This window comes from Arthrobacter sp. CAN_A6 (assembly GCF_015751715.1).
Classification (GTDB): domain Bacteria; phylum Actinomycetota; class Actinomycetes; order Actinomycetales; family Micrococcaceae; genus Arthrobacter_D.
Genome location: NZ_JADOUV010000004.1, coordinates 179,691 through 197,607, shown reverse-complemented (window position 1 = coordinate 197,607; position 17,917 = coordinate 179,691). Strand labels below are relative to the sequence as shown.

Below are 17,917 nucleotides of genomic sequence, written 5' to 3'. Positions count from 1 at the left end.
CCTACCCGTCAGGGGCAGGAAACAAGCAGGGGCAGGAAACAACATCTACCAATCTATCGGTTCGGATGTCGCATGGCTGACAGCCGGATGACAGGGGCGGAACCGCGTCCCGTCCAGCGAGGCATCGCTACCGATCAAAGGCGGACGACCGGCGCACGACCGTCTCTGCGGCCCCTAGAACAGGACGGTCGAGAACGTTCCTGCCTGGGTGAAGCCGACATTCCGGTAGGAAGCAAGGGCTTTCGCGTTGTAGGAGTTGACGTACAGGCTGACGGTGGGGGCGAGGGACCTCGCGGCAGCCACGACGCCGGCCATGTACCCGGCGCTCAGGCCCTTTCCGCGCCGGTCGGGGTTCATCCAGACGCCCTGCACCTGGACCGCCTGCGAGGAAACGGTACCGAGCTCGGCCTTGAAGATCACCGAGCCGTCGTCGTCGAACGCCGCAAGCGAGTGCTTGCGCGTGATGAGGGAGGCGATCCGGCGCCGGTAATGCTCGGACCCGCCGAGGTAGGGAGAATAGCCGACCTCTTCCTCGAACATTGCGGCGCAGGCCGGCAGGAGGGCATCCAGTTCGTCCGGCCGGGTGAAGCGGAGATCGGCTGCCGGCACCAGAAGCGGCTCGGTGTCGATGGTGAGCAGCGGCTGGTTGGGCCGGATGTCGAAGGGCTCCGCACTGTAGTCCTCGAACGTGGACCAGATGCCCATCACGCCGGTCGAGGGACCGAAGATCGAGGAGAAGGTCCTCCCTGCACGTCCGAGGTGATGACCGAAAACGGGGGCTGTTTCCTCAGTCACCCCGACGGGCACCAGATTGACGCCCGCCCAGCACGCGGCCACCAGCTCACCGTCGGAGGCGTCGCCGTCGAACATCCCGACAATCTCCCCGCCGGAGAAGGATGCCGCGGCATTGCCCATGGTCTCGAGGTGCGCCGCGACGAACACGTTCGCGACGGCGTCCCGGTTGACCAGCGCCCATAGCGCGGCGGTATCATCCTTGCCGAGCACGCGGAAGTTCCACCGCCCGGGGAGGTCCGCGGGCGCTTTAGCTAACGGTAACCATGGGGCCACCCTGGCCAGCAGTTTCGCCATCAGCCTCCCCCATCTCCTCGGCGAGTCTCATTGCTTCTTCGATGAGTGTCTCCACAATCTGATCTTCAGGCACAGTCTTGATGACTTCACCTCGGACGAAAATCTGTCCCTTGCCGTTGCCCGACGCAACACCGAGGTCGGCTTCCCTCGCTTCGCCCGGTCCATTGACCACACACCCCATGACGGCGACACGCAGAGGAACTTCCATTCCTTCGAGGCCGGCGGTGACCTCTTCGGCGAGGGTGTACACGTCGACCTGGGCGCGGCCGCAGGACGGGCAGGACACGATCTCGAGTTTGCGCGGGCGCAGGTTCAGCGACTGGAGGATCTGGTTGCCGACCTTGATCTCCTCGACCGGTGGCGCCGAGAGGGAAACCCGGATCGTATCGCCGATTCCCTTCGACAGGAGGGCACCGAACGCAGTGGCCGATTTGATGGTGCCCTGGAAAGCCGGACCGGCCTCGGTGACGCCGAGGTGCAGGGGCCAGTCACCCTGCTCCGCAAGCAGTTCGTAGGCCCGCACCATGATCACTGGGTCATTGTGCTTGACCGAGATCTTGAAATCGTGGAAGTCGTGCTCTTCGAAGAGCGAGGCTTCCCAGACGGCGGATTCGACCAGGGCCTCGGGAGTGGCCTTGCCGTACTTCTCCATGAGTCGAGGGTCGAGTGAGCCGGCGTTGACGCCGATCCGGATCGAGGTTCCGGCAGCCTTCGCTGCTGCGGCGATCTGCTTGACCTGGTCGTCGAACTTGCGGATGTTCCCGGGGTTGACGCGGACGGCTGCGCATCCGGCGTCGATCGCCGCGAAGACATACTTGGGCTGGAAGTGGATGTCGGCGATCACCGGGATCTGTGACTTCTTCGCGATGATCGGGAGTGCCGCCGCATCATCGGCCGAGGGGCACGCCACCCGTACGATGTCACAGCCGGTGGCCGTGAGTTCGGCAATCTGCTGGAGGGTCGCGTTGATGTCGGTGGTGGGCGTGGTGGTCATCGACTGGATGCTGACGGGGAAGTCAGACCCAACTCCTACCGAGCCGACCTTGATCTGGCGGGTCTTGCGCCGTGGTGCAAGGACGGGCGGCGGTGCGGCAGGCATTCCTAGGTTGACCGAAGTCAAAGCATCCTCCATGGTGGCGGCCTATGCCGCACGTGAGTACATTTCCTCTTTGTCATTATCCACCAGCAGGTGAGGTCTTACACGAGGTGGTTGAAAGCTCCCATAACAGGCTTCCACTCGGTGGTCTTGACCGCCGAGATGACACCGGCCACGGCGAACGGGTCCTGGCTGACCAGTTGATGGAGATCATTCTCGGTGTCCGCGGCGAAGATGAGGAGCGCTCCCGTTCCGTCGGCGAACGGCCCTGAGGCGAGCACCGTGCCCTGGTCCACGAGGGTGCCCAGCCATTCCCGGTGCGAGGGGCGGTGCTCCTCCCGTACATCGTTCTGGTCGGGGCTGTACACGTATTCAACTGCGAAAACACTCATGGGGTCAGCCTACGTGATCAGAGCAGGTAAGTTGACGCAACAATGGCCGTGCCCGCTCCCCACAGCATGGAGGTAAGGGTGCCGATGATGAAGCGTTCCGCTGCAGCTGGAGTCTCCTTCAACTCGGCGTAGCGCCCCAGGCCTTTGATGGCCACCACGTAGGCGATCGCCACGGGCTCACCCGTCAGGACGGCCGTCGCGACGGCGAGCCGTTCGAGGACACCGATCACCAGGCCGCCCCGCAGGACGCCGACGGGCAGGGGCGGCACGAGCCTGGCGACCTCCTCCGGATCCGGAACGGGGAATTCGCGCTGGGGTTGGTCCGCAGGATCAAGCGGTTCTTCACGGAGCGCCTCCTGGGCGTCGACTGTGCGCGCAAGACGAAGAACGAAGGTGGTGACCGGCCACCCGGCTCCCCCTGCGACGACGAGGGTGATGAAGATCCAGAATATGTCCATCAGTCCTCCTGGGGCGGCGCGGGCTTCCGGCCCGACGTCGTTGAGTCGGCCCAGGACAACAGTAGTGCGGCTACCGGCCTCGCTGCCCATTCCTCCACCCAGGCGGAACGTGCAACGGCCTTGCTGACGGCCTGGGGCGTGATCCCCAGCTCCCGGGCGACGGCGGTCTGGCTCCCACGCTTGCCGGGTTCCAGCCGGTCGAGGATGCGCCACTCGGCCGTGGAGCGGCTCAGGACGGAGCGTCCCAGCAGTGCAAGGACGGCCTCGGCTTCAGCGGATCCAGGAGGTCCCTCGACGGCCACAGGCGCGCGCTCCCCCGTTTTCTTCGCCCGCTCGACGGCGGTGCGGGCCAGCACGAAGGCGCCGCCACGCGCTTCCCGCGGGCTGACAGGGTAGGGCCGCTCGACGTCGCCGACGCCGATGCCGACGTACCAGTGGCCCTGACGCAGGCAGAGCAGGGCCGCTTCCACGACGGCGTCGGGCGACTCGAGGACGCCCTGTGCCTCGTCTCCGACCGAGCGTTCGAAACCCACCGTGGCGGGCACCTGCCGCAGGAGGCGCAGGAGCTCTGGGATCAGGTCGGGGTTGCTTCGGCTCGCGGCCTGGTCGATGGTAAGAACGAACATTCATCAACCATAAACGGCTGATAATAGATTTTCAATCGATTTCGCTTTACTTGTGAAACTCAACTACCCGAACAGGTTCACCGGTTTGACGATGTCCGCATAGATCAGCAGAACCCCCATCCCGAGCAGCAGCACCGCCACCGCATAGGTGAGGGGCAGCAGCTTCGCCATATCGAACGGACCGGGATCCGGGCGCTTGAAGACGCGGGCCACGGTGCGGCGGAGCCCCTCCCAGAGCGCCCCGGCGATGTGGCCCCCATCGAGGGGAAGAAGGGGAATCAGGTTGAAGACGAACAGCGCAAGGTTCACGCCGCCCACGAGCCCCACCAGGGTTGCCACCCGGGCGTCGAACGGAACCTCCTCCATCGCCGACACTTCGCCGGCGATACGGCCGACCCCCACTACGCTGATGGGCCCCTCGGGATCGCGGGGAGCATCCGAGAATGCGGCCTGCCCCACCTCGACCACACGCTGCGGCAGGTTCACCACAACACCTGAAACCCTTACCAGGGAATCCCATACCGCCGGCATCACCTCACCGGCAGGCTGCGGAACCAGCTCCTGGGTGGATCCGACCCCGATGAAACCCACCTCCTGCGTCACCTGGTTACCGTTGGCGTCGAGCTGCGCGGCGCCGTCGTCGCCTGCGACCGGCCGCTCGGTCAGGAGCGGCGTGATGGTGGAATCGACGGAGGACCCGTTCCGCTCATAGGTGATTGGAACCTCGCGCCCCGCGGCGTCCCGGATCCAGCTGGACAACTCGTCCCAGCTGGTGACTTCCCTGCCGTCGAAGGACGTGACGCGGTCTCCCGGCTGGAGCCCGGCCTCGAAGGCAGGTGCGGTGGGATCCCCCTCGGAGCAGTCGGTCTGACCGGTTTCGGCCTGCTGGCTCGCCGGAACAACGCACTCATAGACTTCGGAAACCGTGGTGGTGGCCTGCGCGGAGCCGAACCCCATGATCAGCACGGCGAACAGCAGGATCCCGATGAGCAGGTTCATGAGCGGTCCGCCCAGCATGATGATGATCCGCTTATGGATGGGCAGCTTATAGAACACCCGGTCCTCGTCACCGGGCCGTAGCTGCTCGGCGGCGGCCCGGCGGGCATCATTGGTCAGCTGCTGGAACATGCCGGTGCTGGACTGCCGCACGGCACCGTCGTCGCCCGTTCTCGCGGGAGGGAACATCCCTACCATCGAGACATAGCCGCCCAGCGGAATCGCTTTCAGCCCGTACTCCGTCTCGCCCCTCCTGCGGGAGAAGAAGGTGGGCCCGAACCCCACCATGTACTGCGTCACGCGCACCTTGAACAGCTTGGCGGGCAGGAGGTGGCCCACCTCGTGGAGCGCTATCGACGCCGCGATGCCCACGGCCACGAACAGCACCCCTCCGACGAAAAGCAGAATGGTCAAAGCGGTTCCTTCTATTCGGCGTTCGTATTGCGCGGGTGTTCCTGCAGTCCACAACGAAGGCGCGCCGAGGCGCGTGCCCGCTGTTCGGCGTCGAGTACGTCGTGCAGTGTCGGCGTGCCGGGCTGGAGCCCGGCCGGACTGCCTGCCAGCTCCTCGACCACTGCAGCGACGGTGTCGACGATGTCATTGAATCCGATGATTCCGCTGTGAAAAGCCTCTACGGCCTCCTCATTGGCGGCGTTGTACACGGCCATGGCCGTGCCGCCCCTCAATGCTGCGGCTTTCGCCAGCCGGATGGCGGGGAAGGCGTTTTCATCGAGCGGTTCGAAGGTCCAGGAAGACGCGGTCGACCAGTCGCAGGGCGTGGCCGACCCCGGCACCCGGAAGGGCCACCCGATCCCGAGGGCGATCGGCAACCGCATGTCCGGTGGTGATGCCTGGGCGATCGTGGACCCGTCGACGAACTGCACCATCGAGTGCACCACGGACTGCGGGTGGACGACGACGTCGATGCGGTCGAGCGGGATGTCGAACAGCAGATGCGCCTCGATGACTTCGAGGGCCTTGTTGACCATCGTGGCCGAGTTGGTGGTGATGACCTTGCCCATGGCCCAGGTGGGATGGGCCAGGGCCTGTGCCGGGGTCACACCTACCAGCTCGTTACGGGCCATGCCGCGGAACGGGCCGCCCGACGCGGTGAGCACGAGGCGGTCCACCTCGTCGGCCCTGCCCGACCTCAGCGCCTGCGCGATGGCGGAGTGCTCGGAATCCACCGGCACCAGCTGACCGGGCGCTGCCGCCTTGCGCACCAATTCGCCACCGACGATGAGGGATTCCTTGTTGGCGAGGGCGAGCAGGTGCCCTGCTGCGAGGGCGGCCAGTGTCGGCGCCAGTCCGATCGAACCGGTGATGCCGTTGAGCACGACGTCGGCGTCCGGCCATGCGGCAAGACGGGAGACGGCGTCGGGCCCGGCAAGGAGGGCGGGCGCGTAGCCCCGGACGCCGGCGTCGTCGGCCGCTGTCGCGATGGCGCGCTCGAGATCCGCTTCAGTGCCACCGGCGGCACCGACTGCCGCAGCGCGGGTGGACACCGCCTGCTGGGCGAGCAGGTCGAGATTTCCGCCACCGGCGGCGACCGCCGCGACGCTGAACCGGTCGGGCGCCTCCGCGATCACCTCGAGAGCCTGGGTGCCGATGGAACCGGTCGAGCCAAGGATGACGACACGGCGGTGCTCTCGGGAGGGGGCGCTGAAGTCCATGGCCCAAGTATCCCGCACGGTCCACAGGGCTGAAAACGCGCTGCAGGGTGGGAGGCGGGCGAGTGTCGGTTGGTGATCACGGCCTCTTCGCGGCTTCGACGGGCTGCGCTTTTCGCCCCGCATACCGCTCCTGTCGCCGGAAGGATGACCGTTGTTGCCATTGGCTTGCGTGGTGCTGGTGTTCAGTATCAGCCGCATCCTCTGGTCGACAGTCACGGGAAGAATGTCGGAGGCGGGTGAGAGGCTGACTGTATGACAAGCCGAGTAGGAGAGCCGACCACCAACCCTGCCGGTGCGTCCGCTCACACGGTCATGCCCGGGCTGAGTGGCGCCATTGCACTTCTTTCCGTCGAGTCCCTCGATGCCCCTGAATTGACCGCCGCTCTCGCCAAACTCGGCACTTTGGTCTCTTGGGCACAGGCCGAACAGGCCGAGGTCATGCACCTTCTGGAGGAACGTTTCCAGGATGACATGCGGCACAACGGCCTCGAGGCGAAGGCGGAGCGCCGCGGCCGGCGAGTATCCGGTTCACCAGCCCGAGCAGTGGAGGATCTGGCGGCGGGAGTTGCGGCGGACCCGCTCACGAAGACTCCGGGTGGTGCGGCAGGTGATTCAGTACCTGCGGAGCCAGGACCGGGCGCGTGGGTGTGCGATGCGGCCTACCTGCGTCGGTTGAGGCGGGCCGACGAGGAATTGGCCGAAAGTCTCACTGCTACCGAGATCGCGTGTGCCCTCTCGCTTTCGGAACGCACCGCTCTGGCTCTTCTCCGGGAGAGCCATGCACTGTGCAGGGACTTCCCCAGCACCCTGCTTGCCCTCCGCAATGGCGACATCACCTATCACCACGCCTCGGCAATTCTGGAACAAGCGGACGGCGTTCCGCCTTCGGCGCGGAAGGACTTCGAGGACTGCCTGCTGGCCTCGGCTCCCGGACGGACCCGGGCTCAGCTCTCACGGGTCGGACGGCGTGAACGGGAGGGGCATCATCCGGAGTCGATCGTGGCGCGCCAGGGAAAGGCTGCTGCCGACCGTCGTGTTGAGCTGGCTCCTGACAGGGACGGAATGTGTTGGCTTTCGGCCTTCCTTCCTGCCGAAGCAGCACTCGGAGTCTTCGGGATGGTGACAGGTCTGGCGAGATCGGTGCAGGGCCCTGATGAACACCGCACCCTCACCCAGTTGCGGGCCGACGTCCTGGTGGACCTGCTCACCGGCTCCGAACCTGAAGCGCGGGCGGGTCGCGAGTCACGCTCGCAGGGCAGCGCGGACGGCAGTCCCCTGCCGTCCGCGCGGAGGAGCGCGGGCGTTGAGGTCCTCGTGACGATGGACGTGCAGACACTACTGGGGCTCGCCGGAAACCCCGCGCAACTGGAGGGCTACGGACCCATCAGCCCGGTCTCGGCGAGGGAACTCGCTGCCGTCAGTAAGCACTTCATTCCCCTGCTTGTGGACAACGAGCAGAATGTGCTGGCCATGGGACGGAAGGCACGACTACCGTCGGCACTCCTTAGACGCTGGGTTCGATTCCGGGACGAAACCTGCAGATTTCCCGGTTGCAGCCGTGCGGCTCCACGCTGCGAAGTGGACCGCAGTGTTCCTTGGTCAGCGGGCGGCACCACAGATCACCGAAACTTGTCCCGTTTGTGCCGCAAGCACCACCGGTTCAAGTCAGTCACCTCATGGAACCTCACAGACAATTCGGCGGGCGTTCTCTCCTGGACGTCGCCCGCCCACCGCACGTACACCACGCATCCCGCCAATGCGCTGAAGCATGATTCGACGGCGCCTCCGACGGCGTTTCGGCTGAAGAACGAACCGAAACATCCGACCAAGGATGCAGCGGAAGCTCTCGATCCCGATCCGGCGCCATTCTAGGCAGGTACTTCCTCGGAACGCATCTGCGGTCAGTTTGCCCTTAGCCAGCCTGGTCGGCGCCTGTATCGGCCACCGGATCACCGGTCGATGGCGCTATCTTTCGGCTCGCTTCACCATCCGCGTCACCGCGTCACCGCATCACCGCATCACCGCATCACCGCATCACCGCATCACCGCATCACCGCATCACCGCATCACCGCATCACCGCATCACCGCATCACCGGTAGACAATGCTAGTTTTCGGCTCGCTCCACCATTCGCCGCGCATGCCGCAGGATCGGCTCGTCGATCATCCGGCCCCGGAACTGGAATACACCGCCCTGGCTTTCAGCTTCCTGCAGGAGATCGCGGGCATATTCCACGTCGGCGGCGCTCGGAGCATAGGCCCTCCGCACGACGTCGGCCTGGCTCGGATGGATACAGGCCTTCGCGCTGAATCCTGACGCTGCGGCGTCGTCGGCCTCGACGGAGAGGCCTGCGAGATCGCCGATGGCGACATAGACAGCATCGATCGATCCGATCCCGGCGGCACCGGCGGCGAGGAGCACCTGCGATCTTGCATGCATGGCAACGGCACGGTACCCACCGGCTTCGTTTCGGCTCGACGTACCGCCCAGGGAAGCAACTAGGTCTTCCGCCCCCCACATCAGCCCGAGGACGCCGGGCTCGCGGGCGATCTCACCAGCATTGATCACACCCGCTGCGGTTTCACACAGGGCGATCACCGTGCACCCCTCAATCCGCGCGACGACCTGCCGCACGTCGGATGGCGATTCCACCTTGGCGAGCATCACTGTCCGGTAGCGGGTCCGGTTCACGGCGTCGCAGTCGGCGGCGAATTCGGGGCTGCCCGCTGGGTTGATCCGGATGACAGTCCGGGCTGGATCAAGACTGCTGGCCACGAGCGCTACCCGCGCCGCGGTTTTCTGCGCAGGTGCCACGGCGTCCTCGAGATCGATGATGACCGAATCGGCCCGCTGCTCGGCCTTGCTGAAGCGCTCCGGACGATCCCCTGGACAAAACAGCAGCGACGGTCCGAGCAGGAATTCATTCATCAGTTGCCTCTTTTTCCTGGGCCGCATGGCCCTCCCTGGACCACATGAGTACCGACCGGCTCGCCCGGGCGACGACCTCGCCGTGCTGGTTCCGGCCGACATGCATCATCTTCACGATTCCTTGGCCAGGCCGTGAGGCCGAAGAGCGGACCTCGACGATCTCCGTCTCGGTGTACAGGGTGTCGCCCTGGAACAGCGGGTGGGGAAAGGCGACGTCGGTCAAACCGAGTTGCGCCACGATCGTGCCCTGTGTCAACTGCGACACCGACTGCCCCACCATGACGGCGAGCGTCATCATGGAGTTGATCAGCCGCTGGCCGAACGGCTGCCGGGACGCCCAGGCGGCGTCGAGGTGAAGTGCCTGCGTGTTCATGGTCAGCGTGGTGAACAGGACGTTGTCGGCTTCGGTGAGCGTCCTGCCCGGTCGATGCGCGTAGACCGTTCCGGCCACGAGCTCATCGACGTACCGGCCACGCTGTTCGATAACCGGCCGACCGGTGCCGTCGGAGAAATCTTCCGTCCGGTCCAGGGACCGCGCAACTCCCTCGGCTGTCCCTGACGTCCCGGAGACGGGCTGTGCAGCCGTGTGCCCTGTCCGCACTTCCGCTCCGCCCGGCACTGCCACCGCATCGGCCTGCTCAGAAGCCAAGCTGCACCTCGAGCTGCGCATCGGGTTGCCCGTCAGGCTGCACCTCGAGCCGCGCCCCGGTTGCGGCAAGAACCTCCTCGACGCTCACGCCCGGTGCCGTTTCCCGGAGGATCAGCACACCGCCGTCCCGCGAGGGATCCACGTCGATGACCGCGAGGTCGGTGATGATCCTGTCGACGCATCCCTTTCCCGTCAGCGGCAGGGAGCACCGCTCCACGATCTTGGGCTTCCCCGATCGGTCCACGTGCTCCATCATGACAATCACGCGCTTCGCCCCGAACACCAGGTCCATGGCTCCGCCCATGCCCTTGACCATCTTCCCCGGGATCATCCAGTTCGCCAGGTCGCCGTTCGCCGCGACCTCCATTGCTCCGAGGACGGCCACGTCAACGTGTCCCCCGCGAATCATGCCGAAGGACGCCGCCGAGTCGAAGTAGGAGGCGCCCTTGTTGGCGGTGACGGTTTCCTTGCCGGCATTGATCAGGTCCGGGTCGAGCTGGTCCTCAGTGGGGTAGGGCCCGACGCCGAGGATCCCGTTCTCGGAGTGGAGAACCACCTCGACAGAATCCGCGATGTAGTTGGGAATCAGGGTCGGCATACCGATCCCGAGGTTGACGTACTGGCCGTTCTCCAGTTCGCGCGCTACGCGTGCCGCAAGTTCGTTCCGGGTGAGTGCCATGATCTAGACCGCCTTCGCAGCGAGAGTTGGTGCAGTTGGGTTCGACGGCGATCCGGAGGCCGAGGCTTCCGGATCGGATCCGTCCGCAGCTGAGAGCGACACCGTGCGCTTCTCGATCCGCTTCTCGACGAACGGCGCCAGCACCACCCGCTGGACGAAGATTCCCGGGATGTGCACGTGCTCGGGATCGAGCTCCCCGGGCTCCACCAGTTCCTCCACTTCAGCAATCGTCACCCGACCGGCCTGCGCGCACAGGGGGTTGAAGTTCATGGCCGTCGCATGGAAGACGAGGTTTCCGTGCCGGTCACCCTTCCAGGCGTGGACGAGCGCGAAATCAGGGGTCACCGACTCCTCGAGGACATAGTCGACGCCGTCGAAGTTGCGGACTTCCTTCGGCTGGGAGGCGAGCACCACATTTCCCGCGTCGTCGTACCTCTGGGGCAGACCGCCCTCACTCACCTGCGTGCCCACCCCCGCCGTCGTGAAGAATGCGGGGATTCCGGCACCGCCCGCCCGCAGCTTCTCGGCAAGCGTCCCCTGCGGCGTCAATTCCACCTCGAGTTCGCCCGACAGGTACTGCCGCGCGAACTCCTTGTTCTCACCCACATAGGAGCTGATGGTCCGGCGGATTCGCCCGGCGGAGAGAAGCACTCCCAGTCCCCAGCCGTCCACCCCGCAGTTGTTGCTGATCGTTTCGAGCCCGGACGTGCCCTGCTCGTGGAGCGCTTCGATGAGCGCAGCTGGAACGCCGCACAATCCGAAGCCTCCCACGGCGAGGGACGCCCCGTCCTGGATATCTGCAACAGCCTCGGCCGCGCTGTCAACCACCTTGTTGATCACTGCTTCTCCTTAAACTCGGGTAAATCGTCTGCGTCAGCTGTACCGACCCTACAAGCCCAGTTCGCGGGCGATCAGCATCAGTTGCACCTCGGTGGTGCCTTCGCCGATCTCGAGGATCTTCGAGTCACGGTAGTGCCGTGCCACTGTGAATTCGTTGATGAAGCCGTACCCACCGAAAATCTGCGTCGCATCCCGCGCATTGTCCATGGCTGCCTCACCTGCGACCAGCTTAGCGATGGATGCCTCGGTCTTGAACGGCTTGCCGGCGAGCATGCGCGACGCGGCGTCGTAGTAGGCAAGCCGCGCAGTGTGGGCTCGGGCCTGCATGCGCGCGATCTTGAACTGGATGGATTGGTAGGTCCCGATGCTGTTGCCGAACGCCTGGCGTTCCTTGGCATACTTCAATGACTGTTCGACACAGCCCTGCGCAGCTCCCGTTGCGAGCGCGGCAATTGCGATGCGGCCCTCGTCGAGGATCTGGAGGAAGTTGGCATAACCGCGGCCGCGCACACCCAACAGATTGGCCTCGGGCACGCGGACATCCTTGAGCGTGAGGGGATGGGTATCCGAGGCGTTCCAGCCCACCTTGTTGTACGCCTTCTCCGCCCTGAAGCCGGGAGTGTCCGAGGGAACGAGGATTGTCGAGATTTCCTTCTTGACGCTTCCGTCCGGGCGCTCGGACGTCCCGGTCACGGCGGTGACCGTAACGAGGGAGGTGATGTCGGTTCCTGAGTTGGTGATGAATTCCTTGGTTCCGTTGAGAACCCATTCACTGCCGCCGGCGCCGTCCTGGAGTACCGCTGTGGTCTTGGTGCCCGAGGCATCGGATCCCGCTTCGGACTCCGTGAGCCCGAAGGCACCCAGAGCGGTGCCTGCTGCCAGGGACGGGAGCCACTCCTGTTTCTGGGCTTCGGTACCGAAGCGGTACACGGGCATCGCACCGAGCGACACTCCCGCCTCCAGCGTGATTGCGACGGACTGGTCCACTCGGGCCAGCTGTTCGAGCGCGAGGCACAGCGCGAAGTAGTCTCCGCCCATTCCGCCGTATTCCTCGGGGAACGGCAGTCCGAACAGTCCCATGGACGCCATCTGCTTGACCACTTCGTAGGGGAAGCTGTGTTCCTCGTCGTGGCGTGCCGAGACCGGAGCCACCACTTCGTCCGCGAACTCGCGGACAGTGTCCACCAGGTCCTGGTATTCCTCGCTGAGTTCGAAATTCATGGTGCAGGCACTTCCTTAGCTGTTGATGTTGACATATCTGGCCCATCCGCCGGCAGGGCATCCGGAACGTGGATGGTGGCAACCACCTGGTCGGCTTTGACGAGGTCGCCCGGCTTGAGGTTGATGGAAACGACGCCGGCAACTGCGGCGGCGAGCTGGTGTTCCATCTTCATGGCCTCGACGGCGAGGAGAACTGTTCCCGCCTCGACGGTTTCGCCGTCCTGAACCGACACCGACACCACGGTGCCCGGCATCGGGCTGCGGACCTGAGGGTCCACTCCGCCGTCGGCCCGCGCGATGAGGGCGAGCTGGGCGTCGAGCCGCTCACGGCGACTCCGCTTCCTCACGGCAACGGACCAGCCGTCGGCACCGAGCCATACCGTGTCGCCACGTCGGATCAGGGTGATCGGGGTACGCACACCGTCGACGACTGCACCACCCGTGCCGTCGAGGCTCACCTGGTGTTCCTGTCCTGCTTCCGGCGTCACTCCGTAGTTGGATCGTCCGTCCAGGGATACACCGGAAACCCTCTGCCCTGTAGGGCCCGAGTTCATGGGTCGGAGCGCGATCTCCCGAACATCGCCCGCAGACACCTCGAGGCTCAACGTCCTCGGGCGATTAACTCCCGCCCGGAATCCGTCGCGGCGTTGCCAGGGGGACACCTCGGAAGCGCGGACTACCCCGTTGCCTCCGTCGGAAGCGTGGTCAGCGGAACCGCGCGTCCTGTCCCCCCGAGCAGCGCCTCCGTCAGCTGGGACCTGCTCGGTGAAGCCCTGATCGGTGAAGCCGTCGTCGGCAAGGGCAACGGCGACGACGGCCAGTTCGGCGTCAGTGATTCCCCGGAACGAGAGGCCGGGCATCTTGCGCTCGATCAGCGTAGTGTCCAGCTGTCCGGCCCGCACATCCGGGTCATTGATGAGCAGGCGGAGATACTCGATGTTGGTGTTGACTCCCAGCACCACCGATCCCGCGAGCGCAGCGTCGAGCCGGTCGAGCGCCTCGGTCCGGTCCTGTCCCCAGGCGATGACCTTGGCGATCATGGGGTCATAGGCCGCCGGTACAACGAGTCCTTCAACGAGTGCGCTGTCGACGCGGACGCCCTCCCCTGCCGGATCTGCCAGCCGGTGCACGGTCCCGGTGGACGGCAGGAACCCGGCTTCCGGGTTTTCCGCATACACCCGCGCCTCGACAGCATGCCCGCTGAGCCTCACATCCTCCTGCCGGAGAGCCAGTTCCTCCCCCGCAGCGATGCGGATCTGCCATTCGACGAGGTCTACCCCGGTCACCATTTCGGTAACAGGGTGCTCCACCTGCAGCCGGGTGTTCATCTCCATGAAGAAGAATTCGTCAGGTGCGGTGTCCGAAACCAGGAATTCGACGGTTCCCGCACCAACATAATCGACGCTGCGGGCGGCGTTGCAGGCAGCTTCGCCGATGCGGCTCCGCGTGGCGTCGTCGAGAAGGACGGACGGCGCCTCCTCGATCACCTTCTGGTGGCGCCGCTGGAGTGAACACTCGCGTTCGCCCAGGTGGACGACGTTGCCGGAGGTATCCGCCAGGACCTGGACCTCGATGTGGCGCGGCGTCAGGATGAGCCGTTCGAGGAACAGCGTGTCATCCCCAAAAGCGGAAGCTGCGACACGCCGCGCAGTGACGAGTGCTCCGGGCAGCTCCTCAGGATGGTGCACAGCATGCATTCCCTTGCCGCCGCCCCCGGCTGACGGTTTGATCAGCAGCGGAAATCCGACCTGCGCAGCCTGGCGGATGAGCTGCTCGTCGCTCTGTCCGGGCTCGGCGATGCCCGGCACCACGGGGACGCCGTGGCCGGCGACGTGGTTCTTCGATCGGATCTTGTCGCCCATCACGTTGAGGGCGTGCACCGGCGGGCCGATGAAGATGATGCCGGCGGCGGCGAGGCTCTCCGCGAAGGCGGCGTTCTCGCTGAGGAAACCGTAGCCGGGGTGCACCGCCGTCGCACCGGTTCTGCGGCACGCGCGAAGAATGGCTTCGCCGTCGAGATAGCTTTCCGAGGGGGCAGCAGGGCCGATGCGGACAGCGATGTCGGCCTCGCTGACATGGCGTGCCCCGGCGTCGGCATCACTGTAGACGGCGACCGACCGGATGCCGAGGCTCCTCAGCGTGCGGATGATGCGGCACGCGATCTCACCGCGGTTGGCCACCAGGACCGTTCCGAAAAGGGCTGACGGCGCTGACGGGTGCGCATCCGGCGACGCCGCCGGCGTCGTGCCGGGCACCGTCGTATCCGTCTCCATCGTGCCCGCCGGCGTCGTGCCGGGCACCGTCGTACCCGTCGGCGTCGTACTGGAAGGAACACTGGAAGGAATACTGCCGGTCATGGATACAGGGTGCATTGGGTCACATCCGAAAGAGGCCGAAGGAGGTTTCGGGCAGGGGTGAATTGGCGCAGACATCGAGCGCCAGCCCGAGCACCGTGCGGGTATCCGCCGGATCGATGATGCCGTCGTCCCAGAGGCGGGCCGTCGAGTAGTAGGGGCTTCCCTGGGCTTCGTACTGGTCGCGGATGGGTGCTTTGAACGCTTCCTCTTCGTCAGCACCCCATGCTTCGCCCCGGGCCTCGAGCTGGTCCCGCTTGACTGTGCTCAGCACGGCAGAAGCCTGATTTCCGCCCATCACCGAGATCCTGCTCGCCGGCCACATCCACAGGAACCGCGGCGAATACGCACGTCCGCACATCGAATAGTTGCCGGCCCCGAATGAACCACCGATCACGACGGTCAGCTTGGGCACCCGGCATGTCGCCACGGCGGTGACCATCTTCGCGCCGTTCTTGGCAATACCGCCAGCCTCGTAGTCCTTGCCCACCATGAAACCGGACAGGTTCTGGAGGAAGATCAGCGGGATCCCTCGCTGATCGCACAGCTCCACGAAGTGGGCACCCTTGAGTGCCGATTCACTGAACAGGACTCCGTTGTTGGCGACGATACCGACCTGGTGACCGTGGAGTGTCGCGAAGCCGGTGACGAGGGTGGTGCCGTATTCCCGCTTGAACTCGTGGAAGAGGCTCCCGTCGACCAGCCGGGCGATGACTTCACGAACGTCGTAGGAGGCGTTGACATCGACCGGAACAGCACCGTACAGCTCAGCGGGGTCCTGCGCCGGCGCCACCGAGGCCTTGGACTGCCAGGCAGGCTGGGGCTCCGGCAGGGTGGAGACGATGTCCCGGATGATTTCCAGTGCGTGCTGGTCGTTCTCCGCGAGGTGGTCGGTCACACCCGAGATCCGGGCGTGGACGTCGCCGCCCCCGAGCTCCTCCGCAGTCACGATTTCCCCGATGGCCGCCTTCACCAACGGCGGTCCCCCGAGGAAGATGGTGCCCTGGTTCCGGACGATCACGGTCTCGTCGCTCATGGCCGGAACGTAGGCTCCACCAGCGGTGCAGGATCCCATTACCGCCGCAAGCTGGGGAATCTTCCGTGCGGAGAGCTGCGCCTGGTTGAAGAAGATACGGCCGAAGTGGTCGCGGTCGGGGAACACCTCGTCCTGTTTCGGCAGGTAGGCACCACCCGAGTCCACCAGGTAGATGCACGGCAGATTGTTCTCCAGCGCGATCTCCTGCGCCCTGAGATGCTTCTTCACCGTCAGCGGGTAGTAGGTACCGCCCTTCACCGTCGCATCGTTCGAGATCACGAGGACATGCCGGTTGTGAACCAGGCCGATTCCCGCGATGACTCCCGCGCCGGGGCATTCGCCGTCGTACAGTTCGTAGGCGGCGAGCGGCGCGATCTCGAGGAACGGGCTGCCGTCGTCGAGCAGCTGGTCGATCCGCTCGCGCGGCAGGAGCTTGCCGCGGGCGACATGACGCTCCCGCGAGCGCTCCGGGCCACCGAGCGCCGCCTCTGCCAACCGTGCACGCAGCTCGCCCACCAGGCCCTGCTGGGCCCGATCGTTCTCCACGAATTCCGGCGAGGTGGTATCGACCTTCGACGTCAGTGTCTCCATCGACCAATATCCTCGCGATAGCTTCAGTTAGCAGACGCTAACCGAATTTAGGTTAGTGGCTATTAACCGTGGTGTCCACCACAATGGGAGCATTCCAGTGCAAGAAGCGAAGGATCCCCATGGAAGTTCTGCCCGTCGAGGACCGTCTGACCGGCCGCAGCATCGCCAAGGCCTCCCGTCGGGCGGCGCTCCTCGACGCTGCGGCGCAGCTGTTCGCCGAGCGCGGCTACAACGGGGTTTCCATCGAAGACCTCGGTTCGGCTGCCGGGGTGAGCGGACCCGCCGTGTACCGGCACTTCAGCGGCAAACCCGCTGTGTTGTCCGCGCTCCTCACCGGGGTCAGTGAGGACCTCCTGGACGGCAGTCTTGCAGTGGTGGCAGCATCGACGGATCCCGAAGCGGCACTCAAGGACCTGATCCGGTTCCAGGTGGACTTCGCCCTTTCGAAGGCCAATGTGATCCGGGTCCAGGACCGCGATCTCAGCAGCCTCCAGCGCGAGGATGAGCAGCTGGTGCGGTCCCTCCAGCGCCGTTACCTCGAAGTCTGGGTGGACACCCTTGCCGAGCTGTCTCCCGACGCCGAGCGCGTCCGGTTGAGAAGGAAGGCACACGCCGTGTTCGGCCTCATCAACTCGACACCCCATACCACCCATGGCGGCAGGGCAGTCCCCGACCTCGCCGGCCTGCGCGGGCTGCTGGAGGACATGGCGTGGGCCGCAGTGAGAATCTGAGGATGATCAGGTCCATGCCCTGCTGTCCCGACCTAGTACGCTGTTCCCCTAGACCGTGACCATTACCGAATTGAGTTCCGCCGTGATTGAGCTTCGCCCCGTCGAATCTGCCGACCTTGATGAATTCTTCTCCCACCAGCTGGATCCCAGCGCAAACCATATGGCGGCTTTCGCCGCAAAGAACCCGGCCGACCGCGGTGTCTTCGACCACCACTGGCAGGACATCCTGAACGACCCGAAGATCACGGTGCGCACCATCCTCTCCGACGGCCGTGTGGTGGGCAGTATCCTTGCCTACCACGACGGCGACATTCCGGAGATCAGCTACTGGATCGACAAGGCCAGCTGGGGGCAGGGCATCACGACGGCGGCAGTGGGCCAGTTCCTGGAGGAAGTGACGGACCGCCCGCTGCGCGCGCGCGCTGTGGTGGACAATGTGAACTCCATCCGCATCCTCGAGCGGTGGGGCTTCAAGCATGTGGGTGAGACCCAGGGCTTCGCCAGCGCTCGGGGCGCCGTCGTGAGGGAGCTGATCCTCGAGCTGCAGTAGGCGGGGAC

The 17,917-nt window shown here is 65.3% G+C and carries 17 protein-coding genes; 3 read left to right on the top strand and 14 right to left on the bottom strand.

The window, feature by feature from the left end:
- Positions 1-174: 174 nt before the first annotated feature.
- The 7 genes from IWX75_RS09250 to dxr all read right to left on the bottom strand — a co-directional run bounded on the left by IWX75_RS09250 (position 175) and on the right by dxr (position 6,330).
- The gene (locus IWX75_RS09250) at positions 175-1,005 is read right to left on the bottom strand and encodes a GNAT family N-acetyltransferase (RefSeq protein ID WP_334684223.1); all 831 of its coding nucleotides are present in this window, start codon (positions 1,003-1,005) and stop codon (positions 175-177) included.
- Between the two features lie 37 nt (positions 1,006-1,042).
- Entirely contained in the window at positions 1,043-2,209 is a 1,167-nt protein-coding gene (gene ispG / locus IWX75_RS09245) for a flavodoxin-dependent (E)-4-hydroxy-3-methylbut-2-enyl-diphosphate synthase (protein WP_196821964.1), read from the bottom strand.
- A 77-nt stretch (positions 2,210-2,286) separates the two neighbouring features.
- The gene (locus IWX75_RS09240; RefSeq protein WP_196821963.1) at positions 2,287-2,577 is read right to left on the bottom strand and encodes a YciI family protein; all 291 of its coding nucleotides are present in this window, start codon (positions 2,575-2,577) and stop codon (positions 2,287-2,289) included.
- A gap of 17 nt (positions 2,578-2,594) precedes the next feature.
- On the bottom strand, positions 2,595-3,035 hold the full coding sequence (locus IWX75_RS09235) for a hypothetical protein (protein WP_196821962.1): 441 nt from the start codon (positions 3,033-3,035) through the stop codon (positions 2,595-2,597).
- Complete coding sequence (locus IWX75_RS09230; protein WP_196821961.1) at positions 3,035-3,661, bottom strand: MarR family transcriptional regulator; 627 nt, start codon at positions 3,659-3,661, stop codon at positions 3,035-3,037. Before IWX75_RS09230 ends, IWX75_RS09235 begins: the two co-directional genes overlap by 1 nt.
- Positions 3,662-3,724: 63 nt before the next feature.
- On the bottom strand, positions 3,725-5,071 hold the full coding sequence (locus IWX75_RS09225) for a M50 family metallopeptidase (protein ID WP_196821960.1): 1,347 nt from the start codon (positions 5,069-5,071) through the stop codon (positions 3,725-3,727).
- A gap of 11 nt (positions 5,072-5,082) precedes the next feature.
- Positions 5,083-6,330, bottom strand: a complete 1,248-nt coding sequence (gene dxr / locus IWX75_RS09220; protein WP_196821959.1) for a 1-deoxy-D-xylulose-5-phosphate reductoisomerase — start codon at positions 6,328-6,330, stop codon at positions 5,083-5,085.
- Between the two features lie 252 nt (positions 6,331-6,582).
- Between dxr and IWX75_RS09215 the strand changes: the two genes are divergently transcribed.
- On the top strand, positions 6,583-8,202 hold the full coding sequence (locus IWX75_RS09215; protein WP_196821958.1) for an HNH endonuclease signature motif containing protein: 1,620 nt from the start codon (positions 6,583-6,585) through the stop codon (positions 8,200-8,202).
- Positions 8,203-8,436: 234 nt separating this feature from the next.
- Here the strand turns inward: IWX75_RS09215 and IWX75_RS09210 are convergent, their stop codons facing one another.
- From IWX75_RS09210 to IWX75_RS09180, 7 genes are all read right to left on the bottom strand, one after another.
- Positions 8,437-9,258 carry an HpcH/HpaI aldolase/citrate lyase family protein gene (locus tag IWX75_RS09210; protein WP_196821957.1) on the bottom strand — a complete coding sequence of 274 codons (822 nt, stop codon included), beginning with the start codon at positions 9,256-9,258 and terminating at the stop codon, positions 8,437-8,439.
- Positions 9,251-9,787, bottom strand: a complete 537-nt coding sequence (locus IWX75_RS09205; protein WP_334684238.1) for a MaoC family dehydratase — start codon at positions 9,785-9,787, stop codon at positions 9,251-9,253. Before IWX75_RS09205 ends, IWX75_RS09210 begins: the two co-directional genes overlap by 8 nt.
- A 109-nt stretch (positions 9,788-9,896) precedes the next feature.
- Positions 9,897-10,586, bottom strand: a complete 690-nt coding sequence (locus tag IWX75_RS09200; RefSeq protein ID WP_196821955.1) for a CoA transferase subunit B — start codon at positions 10,584-10,586, stop codon at positions 9,897-9,899.
- A gap of 3 nt (positions 10,587-10,589) precedes the next feature.
- Positions 10,590-11,426: a CoA transferase subunit A gene (locus IWX75_RS09195; RefSeq protein WP_196821954.1), complete on the bottom strand. Its 837-nt coding sequence runs from the start codon at positions 11,424-11,426 to the stop codon at positions 10,590-10,592.
- A gap of 48 nt (positions 11,427-11,474) precedes the next feature.
- A complete protein-coding gene (locus IWX75_RS09190) occupies positions 11,475-12,647 on the bottom strand; it encodes an acyl-CoA dehydrogenase family protein (protein ID WP_196821953.1) in 1,173 nt (390 codons plus the stop codon).
- Positions 12,644-14,920, bottom strand: a complete 2,277-nt coding sequence (locus IWX75_RS09185) for an ATP-binding protein (protein WP_196822051.1) — start codon at positions 14,918-14,920, stop codon at positions 12,644-12,646. The genes IWX75_RS09190 and IWX75_RS09185 overlap by 4 nt, the downstream gene beginning before the upstream one ends.
- A 103-nt stretch (positions 14,921-15,023) precedes the next feature.
- Entirely contained in the window at positions 15,024-16,628 is a 1,605-nt protein-coding gene (locus IWX75_RS09180; RefSeq protein ID WP_196821952.1) for a carboxyl transferase domain-containing protein, read from the bottom strand.
- A gap of 119 nt (positions 16,629-16,747) precedes the next feature.
- On the opposite strand from IWX75_RS09180, the gene IWX75_RS09175 reads away from it, so the two are divergent.
- Entirely contained in the window at positions 16,748-17,359 is a 612-nt protein-coding gene (locus tag IWX75_RS09175; RefSeq protein ID WP_196821951.1) for a TetR/AcrR family transcriptional regulator, read from the top strand.
- A gap of 82 nt (positions 17,360-17,441) precedes the next feature.
- On the top strand, positions 17,442-17,909 hold the full coding sequence (locus IWX75_RS09170) for a GNAT family N-acetyltransferase (RefSeq protein WP_196821950.1): 468 nt from the start codon (positions 17,442-17,444) through the stop codon (positions 17,907-17,909).
- Positions 17,910-17,917 lie beyond the last annotated feature (8 nt).